Below are 16,391 nucleotides of genomic sequence, written 5' to 3'. Positions count from 1 at the left end.
TCTCCTTTTTCAATTCTTACCAAATCCTACAGATATCTTCCACAATCTGCGGAACCGTCAACCGGTTCTTCTTCAACTGCTCCTCCACATCGTAACGGTCGATAAACTCTTTCTTCACACCATAGTTCAGTACCTTCATATCCGACGGACCGTAATAACGGGCAATCTTCTCGCCAAAGCCACCGTCCAGCACTCCGTCCTCAAGAGTAATGACCAGTGTATGGTCGCGCTTCAGGTCATCGAGCAAAGCCTCGTCCACACCCGTGATGTAGCGAGGATTGACAAGCGTGGCATCCACTCCTTTCTCTTCCTTCAACCGGGCAGCCACGGCTTCGCCCAACTGATAGAAAGAGCCCAGTCCCAATATGGCGACCTTCTCTCCACGATGGGACACCTCATAACGGTTCAGCGTCTTGCCGTAATCCTTCTCCGGTTCTACATTCCTGCGGACAACCCCATTGGCCGGCACGCGAATGGCAACCGGATGTTCCGTTTGACGGATGCCCCACTCCAGCATTGCCATATACTCCTCACGACAAGTAGGTGCCAGATAAACCATATTCGGAATATTACCGATGACCGGAATATCAAAAAGACAAAGATGGGTAACATCATTCATACTCGATAAGCTTCCCCAGAAGACAAGAATCAGTGCAGGATTATTGTTGATGCAAAGATCCTGGGACAACTGGTCGTAGGCGCGCTGGATAAAGGTGCTGTAGACCCCGAATACCGGTTTTCCACCTCCGGCAGCAATGGCAGAAGCCATGGCAACAGCCTGCTCTTCGGCAATGCCCATATCGATGAACTGCCGCCCTGCCTCCTTGCGGCGCTCCGGTGTAAAGCCAAATACCGTAGGTGTACCTGCGGTGATGCCCACCACAGTCGGGTCTTTCTTCATCTCCTGCAACAAATAACCGGCGGTAAGGTCGGCATAGTCTTCACCCTCTCCAGACTCACCGGTCAGATTGCCGGTTTCAAGGTCGAACGGAACACTGTAATGGAAACGTTCTTTTTGCTCTTCCGCCAATTTGTATCCCTTACCTTTCAAGGTATTGATATGTACCACAACCGGATGCTTCTTGTCCTTCACTTCACGGAAAGCCTCTATCAATTGCTCCACGTCATTGCCATCCTTCACATAGAGATAATCATATCCCATTGCCTTAAAATAGTTGCAGGGAGCCTGCCCCTCCGTTTCGCGTAACTGTTGCAGATTGCGGTATAGCCCGCCATGATTCTCGGCAATGGACATCTGGTTATCGTTGACAATGACGATGAAGTTCGTGCCCAGTTCGGCACCTACATTCAATCCTTCGAAGGCTTCACCTCCACTCAACGAGCCATCGCCGATGACGGCAATCACATTACCCGCCTCCCCCTTCAGGTCACGCGCCTTGGCAAGCCCGCTTGCCAGACTGACGGAGGTAGAGGTATGCCCGATGACGAAGAAGTCATGCTCGCTTTCCGACGGTTCGGAATATCCGGAGACTTCGTCATACTCATCCGCATTCATAAACGCTGCCCGGCGACCTGTCAATATCTTATGGGTATAACTTTGGTGAGACACGTCATAGACTATCTTGTCCGTTGGTGAATCGAACACGTAATGCAGGGCTATGGTGGCTTCTACCATTCCCAGGTTGGGACCTACGTGTCCTCCGTGGGAGCTTAACTTGTTTAACAACACCTGGCGGATTTCTCCACCCAATCCGTTCATTTCGCTGACTGATAACTTTTTCACGTCAGCAGGGGAATTTACTTTTTCAATATACATATTCTATAATAACGTTTAAGTAGCAATGCTTGTTTATCCGATGCTGCCCGTTATGCAGACCTCATCCGGACGCTGCAAAAGTACAGAGGAAACGGGAACGGAAAGGTAGATAAATTACCGGTTTTATTACCTTTTTTACAGATATAGAGCCAACTGATATTTGCGCAAAATCCCTCAACTTGTGCATTTTTCACCCCATTTTCTTGTCAAACCCAACTCTTTCCGTAAATTTGCAGGCTGATAATGAGTTAACCGGCCAATTTCAGTAGCAGGATTCTACTACTCCTATTCCCGGTACTGACATACAAAGAAATACTAATACTAATAATTAATAGCATGAGTTTGAAAATTGTTGTATTGGCAAAACAAGTTCCCGACACACGCAACGTTGGGAAAGATGCCATGAAAGCCGACGGAACCATCAACCGCGCGGCACTCCCTGCCATCTTCAACCCCGAGGACCTGAACGCTCTTGAACAGGCTCTCCGACTGAAAGATGAACATCCGGGCTCCACCGTTACCATCCTGACCATGGGACCGGGACGTGCAGCCGAAGTTATTCGTGAAGGACTTTACCGTGGTGCCGACAACGGCTATCTGCTGACCGACCGCGCCTTTGCAGGTGCCGATACGCTTGCCACTTCGTATGCCCTTGCCACAGCCATCAAGAAGATAGGCGACTATGACGTCATCATCGGCGGACGCCAGGCCATCGACGGTGATACCGCCCAAGTAGGCCCGCAGGTTGCCGAAAAGCTGGGGCTGACGCAAGTGACCTACGCAGAAGAGATTCTGAACGTGGATAAAGCCGCCAAGAAAATTACCGTGAAACGTCATATCGATGGTGGTGTGGAAACCGTTGAGGCTCCCCTGCCCATAGTCATCACCGTAAACGGAAGTGCCGCTCCCTGCCGCCCGCGCAATGCCAAACTGGTGCAGAAGTACAAACGCGCCCTCGGTGCCCAGGAAAAAGCTGCCATCACCAAGGAAGGCGCTGAGCTTGCCTACGCCGGCCTCTACGAGAAATATCCCTATCTGAACATCACGGAATGGAGTGTTGCCGACGTGAACGGCGACCTTGCACAATGCGGTCTGAGCGGTTCGCCTACCAAGGTGAAGACCATTCAGAACATCTCATTCCAGGCCAAAGAAAGCAAAACGCTGACAGGCAGCGACAAGGATGTGGAAGATTTGATTGTTGAACTGTTAGCTAACCATACGATAGGATAAGATTATGAATAATGTATTTGTATATTTAGAGATAGAAGGCACAACAGTTGCCGACGTCAGTCTCGAACTCTTGACCAAAGGTCGTAAATTAGCCAATCAGTTGGGCTGTCAACTGGAGGCAGTTGCTGCCGGCAACAATCTGGCAGGCATTGAAAAGCAAGTATTGCCCTTCGGAGTAGACAAACTCCACGTATTCGACGCTCCGGGCTTGTTCCCCTATACTTCCCTTCCCCACTCCTCTGTCCTCATCAATTTGTTCAAAGAAGAAAAGCCGCAAATCTGCCTGATGGGCGCCACCGTTATCGGTCGCGACCTCGGCCCGCGCGTTTCTTCCGCTTTGACCAGCGGACTGACTGCCGACTGTACCTCACTGGAAATCGGCAACCACGAAGACAAGAAGGAAGGCAAGGTTTACGAGAACCTGCTGTATCAAATCCGTCCCGCATTCGGCGGTAACATCGTTGCCACGATTGTGAATCCCGAGCACCGTCCGCAGATGGCAACCGTTCGCGAAGGCGTGATGAAGAAAGAGATACTGGACGCTGACTATAAGGGCGAAGTCATCAACCACGACGTTGCCAAGTACGTGCCCGAGACGGATTATGTGGTAAAAGTCATCGACCGCCACGTAGAAAAGGCAAAACACAACCTGAAAGGCGCTCCCATCGTGATTGCCGGCGGCTACGGCATGGGAAGCAAGGAAGGTTTTGACATGTTGTTCGAGCTTGCCAAAGAACTCCATGCAGAGGTAGGCGCCAGCCGTGCTGCCGTCGATGCCGGTTATGCCGACCATGACCGCCAGATTGGCCAGACCGGTGTCACTGTCCGCCCCAAACTGTATATTGCTTGCGGCATCAGCGGACAAATCCAGCACATTGCCGGTATGCAGGAAAGTGGTATTATCATCTCCATCAACAATGACGAGAACGCTCCCATCAATACGATTGCCGACTATGTCATCAACGGTACGGTGGAAGAGGTTATCCCGAAGATGATAAAATATTATAAATCACACAGTAAATAACAATAAAGGTAATCATGAAAGGGCTGATTCTTATATTTGTTCTTCTTTCAGGTATATCTTCCGCTATCGCTCAAGAAAAGCTCTGGTTGGACAAGAATTACCAATGGACGGACGACTCCATCCAGGCAGTCAAGTATGCTCTTGTTTCCAAGATAAACAAGAAGTGCATCAAGGTGGAAGAGTATGCTTTGGAAGGACAAAAGAAGGATGTCTGGCATTTCTCCGAATACAAAAGCAATCCCCGCAAAAGGATAAGGGAAGGCCTGCATACATCATTCTATGCAAATGGCAAGGACAGCCTGACAGAAGTATATAGAGACAACCGCCTGGAGGGGCAGACCATGGTGTATTATCCCGACGGTGCCATACATCTGGCCCGGAGCTACAGCGATGGTAAACTTGACGGAACACTCCTGCAGTACTATCCCGACGGGAAACTCCGTAGAGAGGAACACTATTCAGAGAATCAGTGTACCGGTGGAAAAATGTTCGACGAGCACGGAACTGAAATGGAACATCAGCCGTATTTCGTGTTTCCATCCTTCCCCGGTGAAATAGAGAACCTCATGAAACTGGTGGCCAATGTTACCAAATATCCGGAAGACGCCTGGAAGCAAAAGGCAGAAGGAAGGGTAATCCTGCGATTCGTTGTAGACGAAGAAGGCAAGATGACCCATCCCCAAATTCTCCAGTCCGTGCGCTATGACATCGACAAAGAAGCCATACGCGCTTTCGAGGCCATTGCCGACGTCTACCGCTGGTCGCCCGGCTATCAGGACGGAGAGGCCAAGCGAGTGAAATTCACCATACCCCTATACTTCAGAATACCTAAATAACCAAGAAATTATGGCAAATTTTTATACCGAAGTTCCCGAATTGAAGTATCATCTGAACAACTCGATGATGGAACGTATCTGCGAACTGAAAGAACGCGGTTACCAAGACAAAGACAAGTATGACTATGCCCCGCAGGACTATGCGGATGCTATGGACTCTTTTGACAAGGTACTTGAAATCACCGGAGAGATTACCGGAGAGATTATCGCTCCCAATGCCGAGGGCGTGGACGAAGAAGGTCCCCACTGTGCCAACGGCCGTGTGGAATATGCCAGCGGCACCAAGCAGAACCTCGACGCCATGGTAAAAGCCGGATTGAACGGTATGACCATGCCGCGCCGTTTCGGTGGCTTGAACTTCCCGATTACTCCGTACACCATGTGTGCGGAAATCGTTGCCGCCGCCGATGCCGGTTTCGGTAACATCTGGTCACTGCAAGACTGTATCGAAACGCTCTACGAATTCGGTAACGAAGACCAGCACAGCCGTTTTATACCGCGTGTCTGCGCCGGAGAGACCATGTCTATGGACCTGACAGAACCGGATGCCGGTTCCGACTTGCAGAGCGTAATGCTGAAAGCAACCTATGACGAGGCCAACAACTGCTGGCGCCTGAACGGCGTGAAGCGTTTTATTACTAACGGTGACGCCAATCTCCACCTCGTACTGGCACGTTCAGAAGAGGGTACCAAAGACGGACGTGGCTTGTCCATGTTCATCTACGATAAGAATGAAGGCGGTGTAGACGTGCGCCGCATTGAGAACAAGCTGGGTATCCACGGTTCTCCCACCTGCGAGCTGGTTTACAAGAATGCAAAGGCAGAACTTTGCGGCGACCGCAAGCTTGGTTTGATTAAATACGTTATGGCTTTGATGAACGGTGCCCGTCTGGGTATTGCCGCACAGTCGGTAGGCCTTTCACAAGCTGCCTACAACGAAGGTCTGGCTTATGCCAAAGACCGCAAGCAGTTCGGCAAGGCTATCATCGAATTCCCGGCTGTATATGACATGCTGGCTATTATGAAAGCCAAGTTGGATGCAGGACGCTCCTTGCTGTACCAGACTTCCCGCTACGTTGACATCTACAAAGCGCTGGACGACATTGCTCGCGAACGCAAACTGACTCCGGAAGAACGCCAGGAACAAAAGAAGTATGCCAAACTTGCCGACGCCTTCACTCCGCTGGCAAAAGGTATGAACTCTGAATATGCCAATCAGAATGCTTACGACAGCATCCAGATTCACGGCGGTTCGGGCTTCATGCTGGAGTATGCTTGCCAACGTATCTATCGTGATGCACGTATCACTTCTATCTACGAAGGTACTACTCAGTTGCAGACCGTAGCTGCTATCCGCTATGTAACAAACGGCTCATACTCTGCCACCTTGCGCGACTACGAGCAAGTGCCGTGCAGCGAAGAAATGCAACCGTTGATGGACCGCATCAAAGAGATGACCAACAAGTTCGAAGCCTGCACCAATGCGGTGAAAGAGGCACAGAATCAGGAATTGCTGGACTTCGTGGCACGTCGCCTCTATGAGATGGCTGCGGTATGTATCATGTCGCACCTCATCATTCAGGACGCGACAAAGGCTCCCGAACTGTTCGGCAAGTCGGCTCTGGTGTATGTGAACTACGCAGAAGCTGAAGTGGAAAAACACTTTAACTTCATCCGTAAGTTCAAGGCAGAAGAGCTGGAAAGCTACCGCAAATAAACGCATTGCTTGGACAAGGCAAATATAGCGGGCACCGGAGTTTAGCTACTCCGGTGCCCGCTTGTTTTTTCTGAAATACTTCCTCCTGCTTGCCCCTTCTTAAAAGGACAAAAGTTCTCAAAGAGACGAAAGGAAAATTAATACTCTCCGTGCAGCCTCAGCCTGCCGCGCAGCGAGTGTATCTCCCGCTGCATCTCTTCCATCCTTGCCAGCAGATGGTGGATGGCATCAATCCCTTCCATATTGATGGAAAGGTCGTAGTACATACGGCTGTACCGTTCCACATCCGGCAACTCGGAGAAAGGCAGATAACGCTCTCCACCTTCCTGCTCCACATCTATCAGTCCACTTTCGCACAACATATCAATAAAAGTGGGCTCTATATGACACTTGTCACAATATTCGCTGATGACAATCCATTCGTTCTGCATAATCCGTTCTCCTTTCATTAGTTCATACTCTGAATTTTACGGAACATCTCTTTCTGCTGTTCCGTCAGGTTTGTCGGCAACTTCACGGAATAAGTCACGATGAGATCGCCAAACTGTCCCTCCTTCTTATATACGGGGAAGCCCTTACCCTTCAGACGTACCTTAGTCCCGTTCTGAGTTTCGGGTTTCACCTTCAGCTTCACCTGACCATCCAAAGTATCCACCAACTGGTCGCCACCCAGCAGGGCTGTATAAAGGTCGACGGTCACATCCACATACAAGTCATCTCCCAAACGCTTGAATACCGAGTCGTCCGGAATCACAAACGTGATGTATAAGTCACCTGCAGGACCTCCGTTGATGCCCTCGCCACCATAGCCTTTCAGTTTGATGACCTGTCCGTTGGCCACACCGGCCGGAATGGTAATACGCACTTGCTTGCCATTCACCGTCAATATCTGTTTATGGGTCTTCGCAGCCTCACGAAGCGAGAGGTTCAAATCCGCATGATAATCCTGCCCGCGGAAACCGGTATTGGCACCGCCTCCGCCGCGCGTACGATGACCGAACATCTGTTCGAAGAAGTCTGAGAAACCACCGGCATTACTGCCCGAAAATTCCTGGCCGTCGGAAGAATACCAATACGTACCGCCTCCGTCCGTACCAAATCCCGCACCGGAACCTCCAAAACCGGCACCGCCAAATCCCCCGAAGCCCCCGGCTTGCTGCTGTGCCCGCTTCTGCGCTTCAAACTCGTCGGCATGTTTCCAGTGTTCACCATATTCATCATATTTCTTTCTTTTTTCAGGATCACTCAGCACCTCATTCGCCTCGTTGATAGCCTGAAACTTATCCTTGGCCGTAGCATCGTTCGGATTCAAGTCAGGATGGTACTTGCGCGCCAGCTTGCGGAACGCTCTCTTGATGTCATCCTGAGATGCCTTTTTGTCCACTCCAAGGACCTGATAGTAATCAATATAAGCCATAGTCTATTAGTTTTATTGTCTAAATACCATAAAACAAATAACACGCCAATTTGTTTTACGCATTACTAAAATAGGTAAACGAAAATTAAAAAGCATCATCAAGCATAATAATTACGTGATAAACAAACATTTAGTTTCAACCAGACACTTATTTCACGTCTATAAAATACCAAAATAGTGTAAACGACACCTAATATCGTCTAATTATTCATCCTAAATCTTCCTAAAATTGACAGAAAATGCTTTATTTGTAATAAGGAAAATTTGTTTTATATATAATCCCCAACCTTAGATTAAAAACCCCCATTATGAAAAGTAATTATTGGCTCCTAACGGTAATATTCGCTCTCGTAGCCCTACCGGGCAAAGCAGGCGAATGGATCAGAATCAACCAACTCGGCTATTTGCCGCAATCCGTCAAAGTCGCTGTATTCATGAGCGAGGAAGGAACAAACGTAGAAAATTATTCATTGATTGACGCTTTCACCGGAAAGGTGGTGCGTACCTTCAACACAACCAAGGCCACCGGCAAGATGGGAGGCATGAAGAGTACCTACCGGTTGAACTTCAGTGATTTCACAGAACCGGGCACGTATTATCTGAAAGCAGGCAAAGCGGTCTCCCCCCGTTTCCCCATCAATGCACAAGTCTACAACGGTACCGCAGACTACCTGCTGCACTACATGCGGCAGCAACGCTGCGGCTATAATCCGTTCCTGAAAGACAGCTGCCACGTGCACGACGGCTACATCGTCTATCATCCCACCAAAACCGGACAACATATAGACGTCCGCGGAGGCTGGCACGATGCTACGGACTATCTGCAATACACCACCACCTCCGCCAATGCCATCTACCAGATGATGTTTGCCTATCAGGAAAATCCGGAATCATTCGGTGACGCCTATGATGCAGCCGGACATCCGGGAGCCAACGGCATTCCCGACATCGTGGACGAAATCAAGTGGGGACTGGACTGGCTGAACCGGATGAATCCTGCTCCGGGCGAGCTGTACAACCAGATAGCCGACGACCGTGACCATGCCGGAATGCGCCTACCTAACAAAGACCTGGTGGATTACGGCTACGGACCGGGTAAAGGACGCCCCGTTTACTTTTGCAGTGGCGAACCGCAAGTACGTGGAGAGTTCAAGAATGCAACGACCGGAGTGGCAAGCACTGCCGGCAAGTTTGCCTCCTGCTTCGCTTTAGGCGCCAAGATACTGAAAGACTACTATCCTAAATTTGCAGCAGAAATCGAAGCCAAGGCCGATGCCGCCTATCAGGAAGGCGTAAAGAAACCGGGAGCATGCCAGACTGCCTCTGTCTTGTCTCCCTACATTTACGAAGAGGACAACTGGGTGGACGATATGGAACTGGGAGCCATGGAACTGTACAAAGCCACCGGCGACAACAAATACCTGGCCCAAGCCCTTGAATACGGACGTCGCGAACCGGTGACTCCTTGGATGGGCGCCGACAGTGCACGCCACTACCAATGGTATCCGTTCATGAACATGGGGCACTACCATCTTGCCAAAGTGGACAACAGCCGCATCAGCAAGGAATTCATCCGCAACATGCGTACGGGCATTGAACGCACGTACGAGAAAGCGGTAGAAAGCCCCTTTCTGCACGGTATACCCTACATCTGGTGTTCCAACAATCTGACTACCGCCATGCTAACCCAATGCCGGCTGTACCGTGAAACCACCGGCGATGACACATACGCCGAAATGGAAGCCTCCCTGCGCGACTGGCTGTTCGGCTGTAACCCTTGGGGAACCAGCATGATTGTGGAACTTCCCCTTTACGGAGACTATCCCTCGCAACCCCACTCCTCACTGCTGAATGCAGGCGTGGGCAATACTACCGGCGGACTGGTGGACGGTCCTGTCTATCGTACCATCTTCGAAAGCCTGCGCGGTGTCAATATGACGGGAATTCCCGGAACTCCCGGACAAGACTACGAACGCTTCCAGCCAGACCTGATGGTATATCACGACGCCATCCACGACTATTCCACCAATGAGCCTACCATGGACGGAACCGCCTGCCTCACGTACTACCTCTCTGCCATGCAGAAGGATGGAATGAAGCAAGCCGGTATCCCAAATGACAAGAATGTATATGTGGACGGAGGCATTATCCGCACCGATCCCTCAAAAAAGCAAATCACCCTCGTATTCACTGCCGCCGACAAAGCAGACGGTGCCGATGCCATCATCAGCACCTTGAAGAAGCATGGCATCAAAGGTGGCTTCTTCTTTACCGGAGAGTTCTATGAACTCTATCCCGATGTAGTGAAACGCCTGCTCGACGAAGGGCATTTTGTAGGCAGCCACAGTTACGGACATCTGTTGTACATGCCTTGGGAAGACCGTGATTCTCTGCTGGTCACCCGCGAAGAGTTTGAGAACGATATGATGAAAAGCTACGAGACCCTCCGCAAGGCAGGTATCGAATACAAGGACGCTCCCGTCTATATTCCTCCTTACGAATACTATAACAAGAAAATATCTGCCTGGGCAAAGAATATGGGTATTCAAGTTATCAACTATACCCCTGGTACCATGAGCAATGCCGACTACACCACTCCGGACATGGGACAGAAGTACCGGAGTAGCAAACTCATCTACGACAAGATTATGGAGGTGGAAAAGAAAGAAGGTCTGAACGGACACCTAATGCTGATACACTTCGGAACGGACGACCGCCGCACAGACAAGTTCTATAATGGCTATCTGGACAAGATGATTAAGACGCTGAAACGAAAAGGCTACACTTTTGTACCGGTCCGCGAGGCTGTCGGTATATAAGCATACTCTAACAAGGATTTATTGAAAAGGTTAGTTAAAAAGGTTATCGTGCAAAGGTATTTAAGGTAAATATTCAATCGGTTTGTTTTCAGTAAACCTTCCCCTACCCCCAAGAGGGGAAAGTTTCGAAGTAAGCTCCCAGCCTGTGAAGGTTAGGAGCTTTTATATATTTCAGAGAAGCCTTTTTACCGATTGCAGCAATTGCTCGATATCTTCTTCCGTAGTATCAAAAGAGGTTACAAAACGGATTTCGTGGATGGCCTCATCCCAGAAGTAGAAGAAATAGTCCTTCAACAGCTCGTCAATCACCGGACGGGGCATCGTAAGGAAAAGCTGGTTACTTTCCACCTTCTGCGTAAAATGCGCACCTGGCAATTCCTTCAATCCGTCGTAAAGAATCTTTGCCATACGATTGGCATGCGCGGCATTTTTCAACCAAAGGCTGTCCGTCAGATAGGCAGTAAACTGGCAGGACAGATAGCGGAGCTTGGATGCGAGCTGTGCCGACTGCTTGCGCACAAAATAAGCTTCCTTCTTCAAAGCTGGGTTAAAGACAACCACGCTTTCTCCCAACATCAGTCCATTTTTCGTACCACCGAAGCTGAGGATATCTATCCCGCAATCCACTGTCAGTTCCCTAAAGCCAAGATTCAAGGCTGCACAAGCATTTGCCAGACGGGCTCCGTCCATATGGACATACATGCCATGCCGATGGGCCAAATCCGTCAAAGCCCGCAACTCGTCCGGCTTATAGACAGTGCCCAGCTCCGAACATTGCGAAATATAGATGGCTCCGGGCTGCGAATGATGCTGTTCGCCGAAATGGCACAAATAAGGACGGACTAAATCGGGCGTCAGCTTGCCGTCAGGGGTAGCTATAGGACGAATCTGACAACCTGTCATACGGGCAGGCGCACCGCACTCATCGACATAGATATGTGCAGTCTCTGCACAAATAATGGAATTATAAGGGCGGGTACACAGCTGCAAAGCCACCGCATTACTGCCCGTACCGTTGAATACGAACAACGGTTCACAATCCGGCGTAAACGCTTCTCTTATTTTACAGACAGCCTCCTCTGTCCAAGGGTCATCTCCATAACCTACAGCATGGTCACTGTTGGCCCGGTTCAGTGCCTCCATTACCAGCGGATGTACGCCTGAATTATTGTCTGAAGCAAAACTTCTCATAGTCATTCTGTTTTTGTTCATTGAAAAGAATGTGCAAAGGAAAGAATATTCTGCAACATGAAAAAACAAAGGAGCACAGATTTCATCCCCCCGGCAGAAAATGCTTCCGCACTGCGAAATCTGTGCTCCTCAATCAATCCATTCAATCGGTTTCCTTTATCCGATATAAACATTTACCCCTAGTGAAACATAAAGTTCATCTTCTTCCTGATGAATTTCAATCTTGTCCTCACGGGCAAGCCACCCCAATGCGGCTCCCAACTCCTTGTCCTTCAGTCCGGACTTCCTCTTTAAAGAACCGTAGCTCCATCTGGTATAATCGCTAAGCAACTGCCAAACTTTCCCAGCATTTAGTCCAATTTCGCTTTTGTTCATTTTCTCTTCAATTAAAAAGGTTAATAGTTCTTGTTGATTAGGTTATCTTTACGAAGGGTAAAGATATGATTTTTTATTTTACCAACAACAAAAACGAGCAAAAGATATGAAAACTAATCATTTTTGTAACACTTTTGTAATATTACACGCTTTTTATTAATAATCAAGAAGGTAAATAGAACAAAAAAACCGCAGTATCTATCAAAAAGACACTGCGGTTCTCCTATTTGATTAAGCAATCAGGGAAAACAATCTTACATCATTCCGCCCATGCCTCCCATTCCGGGAGCACCCATCGGCATCTCAGGCTTATCTTCTTTCTTCTCTACAATTACACATTCTGTAGTCAAGAACATACCGGCAATAGAAGCAGCATTTTCAAGAGCCACACGAGTAACCTTGGCAGGATCTACCACACCAGCTGCGTGCAGGTTCTCATAAACATCGGTACGGGCATTGTAACCGAAGTCTGCCTTGCCTTCGCGCACTTTCTGCACAACAACAGCACCTTCTTTACCGGCGTTGGCAACAATCTGACGCAACGGTTCTTCGATAGCACGCTTGATGATGTCGATACCTGTGGTTTCGTCCACATTGTCACCCTTGAAGCCTTCCAATGCATCCAATGCGCGAATATAGGCTACACCACCACCAGGAACGATACCTTCTTCGATAGCAGCGCGGGTAGCACGGAGTGCATCGTCCACACGGTCTTTCTTTTCCTTCATTTCAACCTCAGAAGCAGCACCCACATAAAGAACAGCTACACCGCCAGACAACTTGGCCAGACGTTCCTGCAGTTTTTCCTTATCATAATCAGACTTCGTAGCAACAATCTGAGCCTTGATTTGTTCGCAACGTTCCTTGATGTTCTCTTTGTCACCGGCACCGTTTACGATGGTCGTGTTATCCTTGGAAACAGTTACCTTGTCGGCAGTACCCAGCATTTCGATAGTAGCTTGTTCCAGCTTCAGACCTTTTTCCTCGCTGATGACAACACCACCGGTCAGCACTGCAATATCCTCCAACATTTCCTTGCGACGGTCACCGAAGCCCGGAGCCTTCACTGCACAAATCTTCAACTGAGAACGCAGACGGTTTACAACCAAAGTTGTCAGCGCTTCGCTATCCACATCTTCTGCAATAACCAGCAAAGGACGGCCGGTCTGTACTGCCGGTTCGAGGATAGGCAGGAAATCTTTCAGGTTGGAAATCTTCTTATCATAAATCAGAATGTACGGTTTTTCCATTTCGCACTCCATCTTCTCCGTATTGGTAACGAAGTAAGCAGAGAGGTAACCACGGTCGAACTGCATACCTTCAACCACACCGATAGTAGTATCAGTACCCTTTGCCTCTTCGATAGTGATAACACCGTCTTTGGAAACTTTGCGCATAGCGTCTGCAATCAGCTTGCCGATAACGGGGTCGTTATTGGCAGAAACGGAAGCAACTTGCTCAATCTTGTCATAGTTGTCACCCACTGTTTCCGCCTGGCCTTTGATAGAATCAACCACTTTGGCAACAGCCTTGTCAATACCGCGTTTGATATCCATCGGGCTAGCACCGGCAGTCACGTTCTTCAGACCTTCGGCTACGATAGCCTGAGCCAAAACAGTAGCAGTTGTAGTACCGTCACCTGCATCGTCGCCGGTCTTGGAAGCAACTTCCTTTACCAGCTGTGCGCCAGTATTCTGATATGCGTCTGCCAACTCTACTTCTTTAGCTACCGTTACACCATCTTTCGTGATGTGGGGAGCACCGAATTTCTTTTCGATGATAACGTTACGACCTTTAGGGCCGAGGGTTACTTTTACTGCATTTGCCAGTGTGTCGATACCTTTCTTCAATTGGTCGCGAGCATCGATATTGAATAATATTTCTTTTGCCATAACTATATTTACATTTTAACGATTTACAATTTACAAATTAACCTAAAACAGCGAGCACATCGCTTTGACGCATGATGAGGTACTTGGTTCCTTCAACTTCCAGTTCAGTACCGGCATACTTGCCATACAGCACTGTGTCACCAACCTTCAACACCATTTCTTCGTCTTTTGTTCCGTTGCCTACTGCAATAACTTCACCTTTCAAAGGTTTCTCTTTCGCTGTATCAGGAATAATGATACCGCCAATTGTCTTTTCTTCTGCAGGTGCAGGGAGTATCAGCACTCTGTCTGCTAATGGTTTAATGTTCATAATCTTTTTGTTTTATATGTTATACATTTGTTATAATGGTAATTTTGCTTTAAACAAGCGATAAACAACTTACGAAAACCGTGCCAAACGAACAAGCTGATTGTTTGGCAGACAAAGGCTGACAAAATGGCAAAGTATACAACAATATTTGCTATCTTTGCAGCCTCAAAAATGATTTGACTTATGAACGCAATATGGATAGTCCTCCCCATTCTTACCTTATTGATGTTTGAACTGGGACTGACATTACAAACCGAAGACTTTAAACTGTTCCGCAAACGCCCCCGCCCCATTATTGCCGGGCTGGCAGGCCAAATCATCCTACTGCCGATGCTGGCATTTGCTTTAGGACATGTCTTCCAGCTCGAACCTCTGTTCTTTATCGGCATCATACTCATAGCCTGCTCGCCAGGCGGCAGCTCATCCAACATCTTCTCCATGATAGCCAAAGGAGACGTAGCATTGTCCGTATCACTGACGGCATGCAGCAGCATTATTACGCTGTTCACTATCCCCGTGATTATGGAATTCGCCACACACTTTGTAGACAGCAATCTGGACATAGATATCCATCTCCCCGTAGGCAGCCTCATCATGCAGAACTTGGTCCTAATGCTTCTTCCCATTGTAGCCGGCATACTCACGAGGCGCTACCGTCCGCAAATGGCAGAAAGGCTTCATAAGATATTGTCCAAGACAGCCTTTCCTGCACTTATCCTGCTGGCAACCATCTTCTTCATACAGCACCATGCTACCATCACCGGCCAATTCGGCAAACTGGGCCTCTGCATCTCCATTCTTATCCTGCTGGCTATGGGAGGCGGCGTAGTGCTATCGAAGTCCATGCGCCTCAACCGGAAAGAACAACGTACACTCATTATAGAAATCGGTATGCAGAATGCCGCACAAGCAATTGCTGTTGCCAGTAGTCCGTTTGTATTCAACAATGACATTATTGCAATACCTGCCATTATCTACGCACTGGTAATGAATGTTATTCTGCTGATTTATGTGGGAGTGGTGAAGCGGCAAAGATAATCTTCCAACCGGTATCTCCCCTTCTTCTGTGTCGCTTTTCCATACTGTATCACTTTCCGGGGGCAAAAATGCAAACAAGCCATACAATGAATGCACTGCTTTCCCCACACCGGATGCCCATCCACCAACCGGATATTACCTACCGGACAAGATTTGCCGCATATTCCGCAAGAGATACAGCCTTCATCTACATGGAAACTCCTTGTACCAATGACAAAACGGACAAACAAAGGATTCACGACATATGTTTTCAGCCAGGCTGCACTGCCCTCATGCACATTCCAGACCCTCTTCCGTGCAATGACATCTTCGGCAATCGAAGCGACAGCATGCCGTGCGTTCTCTATCTTCTCGCGGCAAAGCGACTCATCGTCCAAATTGAACATCGGTACGTAGGTATTGGGCATTGCAACAGACCAGGCAGCATCCAGCGGAAAATGCTCCGCCAGGCGGTTCATTCCCTTCCCCATATCGTCCCCGCATGTACACACGGCATAACGATAGCAGCAGTCCGGCAACCGGAGCTGCGACAGAAAATCAATCAAGACACGGGGTGCATACCAGGAGTGTACCGGAAAAACGATACCCAATCTGTCGGCTTCCATCAGCCCTGCGGGTATCGGGCCTTGCCTCAGGCAATCAACAATGCTGACAGCAGTATCATGCGTAGCCTCTGCAAGCAATTCTGCAATCCAGCGTGAGTTTCCGGTTGCGGTAAAATAAAGTATCATCGGCAGTATGTTTTGCCGACAAAGGTAGTGATTT

Annotated in this window: 14 protein-coding genes; 6 read left to right on the top strand and 8 right to left on the bottom strand. The window is 48.8% G+C overall.

Annotation, left to right across the window (positions count from 1 at the left end; genetic code table 11):
- Nucleotides 1–16: 16 nt before the first annotated feature.
- Nucleotides 17–1,777, bottom strand: coding sequence for a 1-deoxy-D-xylulose-5-phosphate synthase (locus ACESTD_RS11215; RefSeq protein ID WP_005826266.1), 1,761 nt, complete (start codon nt 1,775–1,777; stop codon nt 17–19).
- 336 nt (nt 1,778–2,113) lie between these two features.
- Here ACESTD_RS11215 and ACESTD_RS11210 point away from each other — a divergent pair, with 336 nt between their 5' ends.
- From ACESTD_RS11210 to ACESTD_RS11195, 4 genes are read left to right on the top strand one after another with little or no spacing between them, the layout of a single operon-like run.
- Nucleotides 2,114–3,007 (top strand): electron transfer flavoprotein subunit beta/FixA family protein, encoded by an 894-nt coding sequence (locus tag ACESTD_RS11210; protein ID WP_005826262.1) that lies wholly within the window; start codon nt 2,114–2,116, stop codon nt 3,005–3,007.
- 4 nt (nt 3,008–3,011) lie between these two features.
- Nucleotides 3,012–4,031, top strand: coding sequence for an electron transfer flavoprotein subunit alpha/FixB family protein (locus tag ACESTD_RS11205; RefSeq protein WP_005826260.1), 1,020 nt, complete (start codon nt 3,012–3,014; stop codon nt 4,029–4,031).
- A 14-nt stretch (nt 4,032–4,045) separates the two neighbouring features.
- Complete coding sequence (locus ACESTD_RS11200; protein WP_373158873.1) at nt 4,046–4,867, top strand: TonB family protein; 822 nt, start codon at nt 4,046–4,048, stop codon at nt 4,865–4,867.
- Nucleotides 4,868–4,877: 10 nt separating this feature from the next.
- A complete protein-coding gene (locus ACESTD_RS11195) occupies nt 4,878–6,584 on the top strand; it encodes an acyl-CoA dehydrogenase family protein (protein ID WP_005826256.1) in 1,707 nt (568 codons plus the stop codon).
- A 137-nt stretch (nt 6,585–6,721) separates the two neighbouring features.
- On the opposite strand, the gene ACESTD_RS11190 is transcribed toward ACESTD_RS11195, so the two are convergent.
- The gene (locus ACESTD_RS11190; protein WP_009036538.1) at nt 6,722–7,015 is read right to left on the bottom strand and encodes a chaperone modulator CbpM; all 294 of its coding nucleotides are present in this window, start codon (nt 7,013–7,015) and stop codon (nt 6,722–6,724) included.
- A 17-nt stretch (nt 7,016–7,032) separates the two neighbouring features.
- Nucleotides 7,033–8,001 carry a DnaJ C-terminal domain-containing protein gene (locus ACESTD_RS11185; RefSeq protein ID WP_373158872.1) on the bottom strand — a complete coding sequence of 323 codons (969 nt, stop codon included), beginning with the start codon at nt 7,999–8,001 and terminating at the stop codon, nt 7,033–7,035.
- A gap of 308 nt (nt 8,002–8,309) precedes the next feature.
- Here ACESTD_RS11185 and ACESTD_RS11180 point away from each other — a divergent pair, with 308 nt between their 5' ends.
- Complete coding sequence (locus ACESTD_RS11180) at nt 8,310–10,820, top strand: glycoside hydrolase family 9 protein (protein WP_117965130.1); 2,511 nt, start codon at nt 8,310–8,312, stop codon at nt 10,818–10,820.
- Nucleotides 10,821–10,991: 171 nt separating this feature from the next.
- Here the strand turns inward: ACESTD_RS11180 and ACESTD_RS11175 are convergent, their stop codons facing one another.
- From ACESTD_RS11175 to ACESTD_RS11160, 4 genes are all read right to left on the bottom strand, one after another.
- Nucleotides 10,992–12,011, bottom strand: coding sequence for a low specificity L-threonine aldolase (locus ACESTD_RS11175; RefSeq protein WP_005835591.1), 1,020 nt, complete (start codon nt 12,009–12,011; stop codon nt 10,992–10,994).
- A gap of 156 nt (nt 12,012–12,167) precedes the next feature.
- Nucleotides 12,168–12,386 carry a winged helix-turn-helix domain-containing protein gene (locus tag ACESTD_RS11170; protein ID WP_005826242.1) on the bottom strand — a complete coding sequence of 73 codons (219 nt, stop codon included), beginning with the start codon at nt 12,384–12,386 and terminating at the stop codon, nt 12,168–12,170.
- Nucleotides 12,387–12,640: 254 nt separating this feature from the next.
- Nucleotides 12,641–14,278 carry a chaperonin GroEL gene (groL, locus tag ACESTD_RS11165; protein WP_005835590.1) on the bottom strand — a complete coding sequence of 546 codons (1,638 nt, stop codon included), beginning with the start codon at nt 14,276–14,278 and terminating at the stop codon, nt 12,641–12,643.
- Between the two features lie 37 nt (nt 14,279–14,315).
- Nucleotides 14,316–14,588 (bottom strand): co-chaperone GroES, encoded by a 273-nt coding sequence (locus ACESTD_RS11160; protein ID WP_004290132.1) that lies wholly within the window; start codon nt 14,586–14,588, stop codon nt 14,316–14,318.
- 183 nt (nt 14,589–14,771) lie between these two features.
- Between ACESTD_RS11160 and ACESTD_RS11155 the strand changes: the two genes are divergently transcribed.
- Nucleotides 14,772–15,626, top strand: a complete 855-nt coding sequence (locus tag ACESTD_RS11155) for a bile acid:sodium symporter family protein (RefSeq protein ID WP_373158871.1) — start codon at nt 14,772–14,774, stop codon at nt 15,624–15,626.
- On the opposite strand, the gene ACESTD_RS11150 is transcribed toward ACESTD_RS11155, so the two are convergent.
- A complete protein-coding gene (locus tag ACESTD_RS11150) occupies nt 15,596–16,357 on the bottom strand; it encodes an EFR1 family ferrodoxin (protein ID WP_044469222.1) in 762 nt (253 codons plus the stop codon). The genes ACESTD_RS11155 and ACESTD_RS11150 overlap by 31 nt on opposite strands.
- Nucleotides 16,358–16,391 lie beyond the last annotated feature (34 nt).

The sequence above is a fragment of the Bacteroides sp. AR20 genome (assembly GCF_964250605.1).
GTDB lineage: Bacteria > Bacteroidota > Bacteroidia > Bacteroidales > Bacteroidaceae > Bacteroides > Bacteroides uniformis.
Note: the sequence above shows the minus strand (reverse complement) of the source record. Positions and strands in the feature narration are given on the sequence as shown.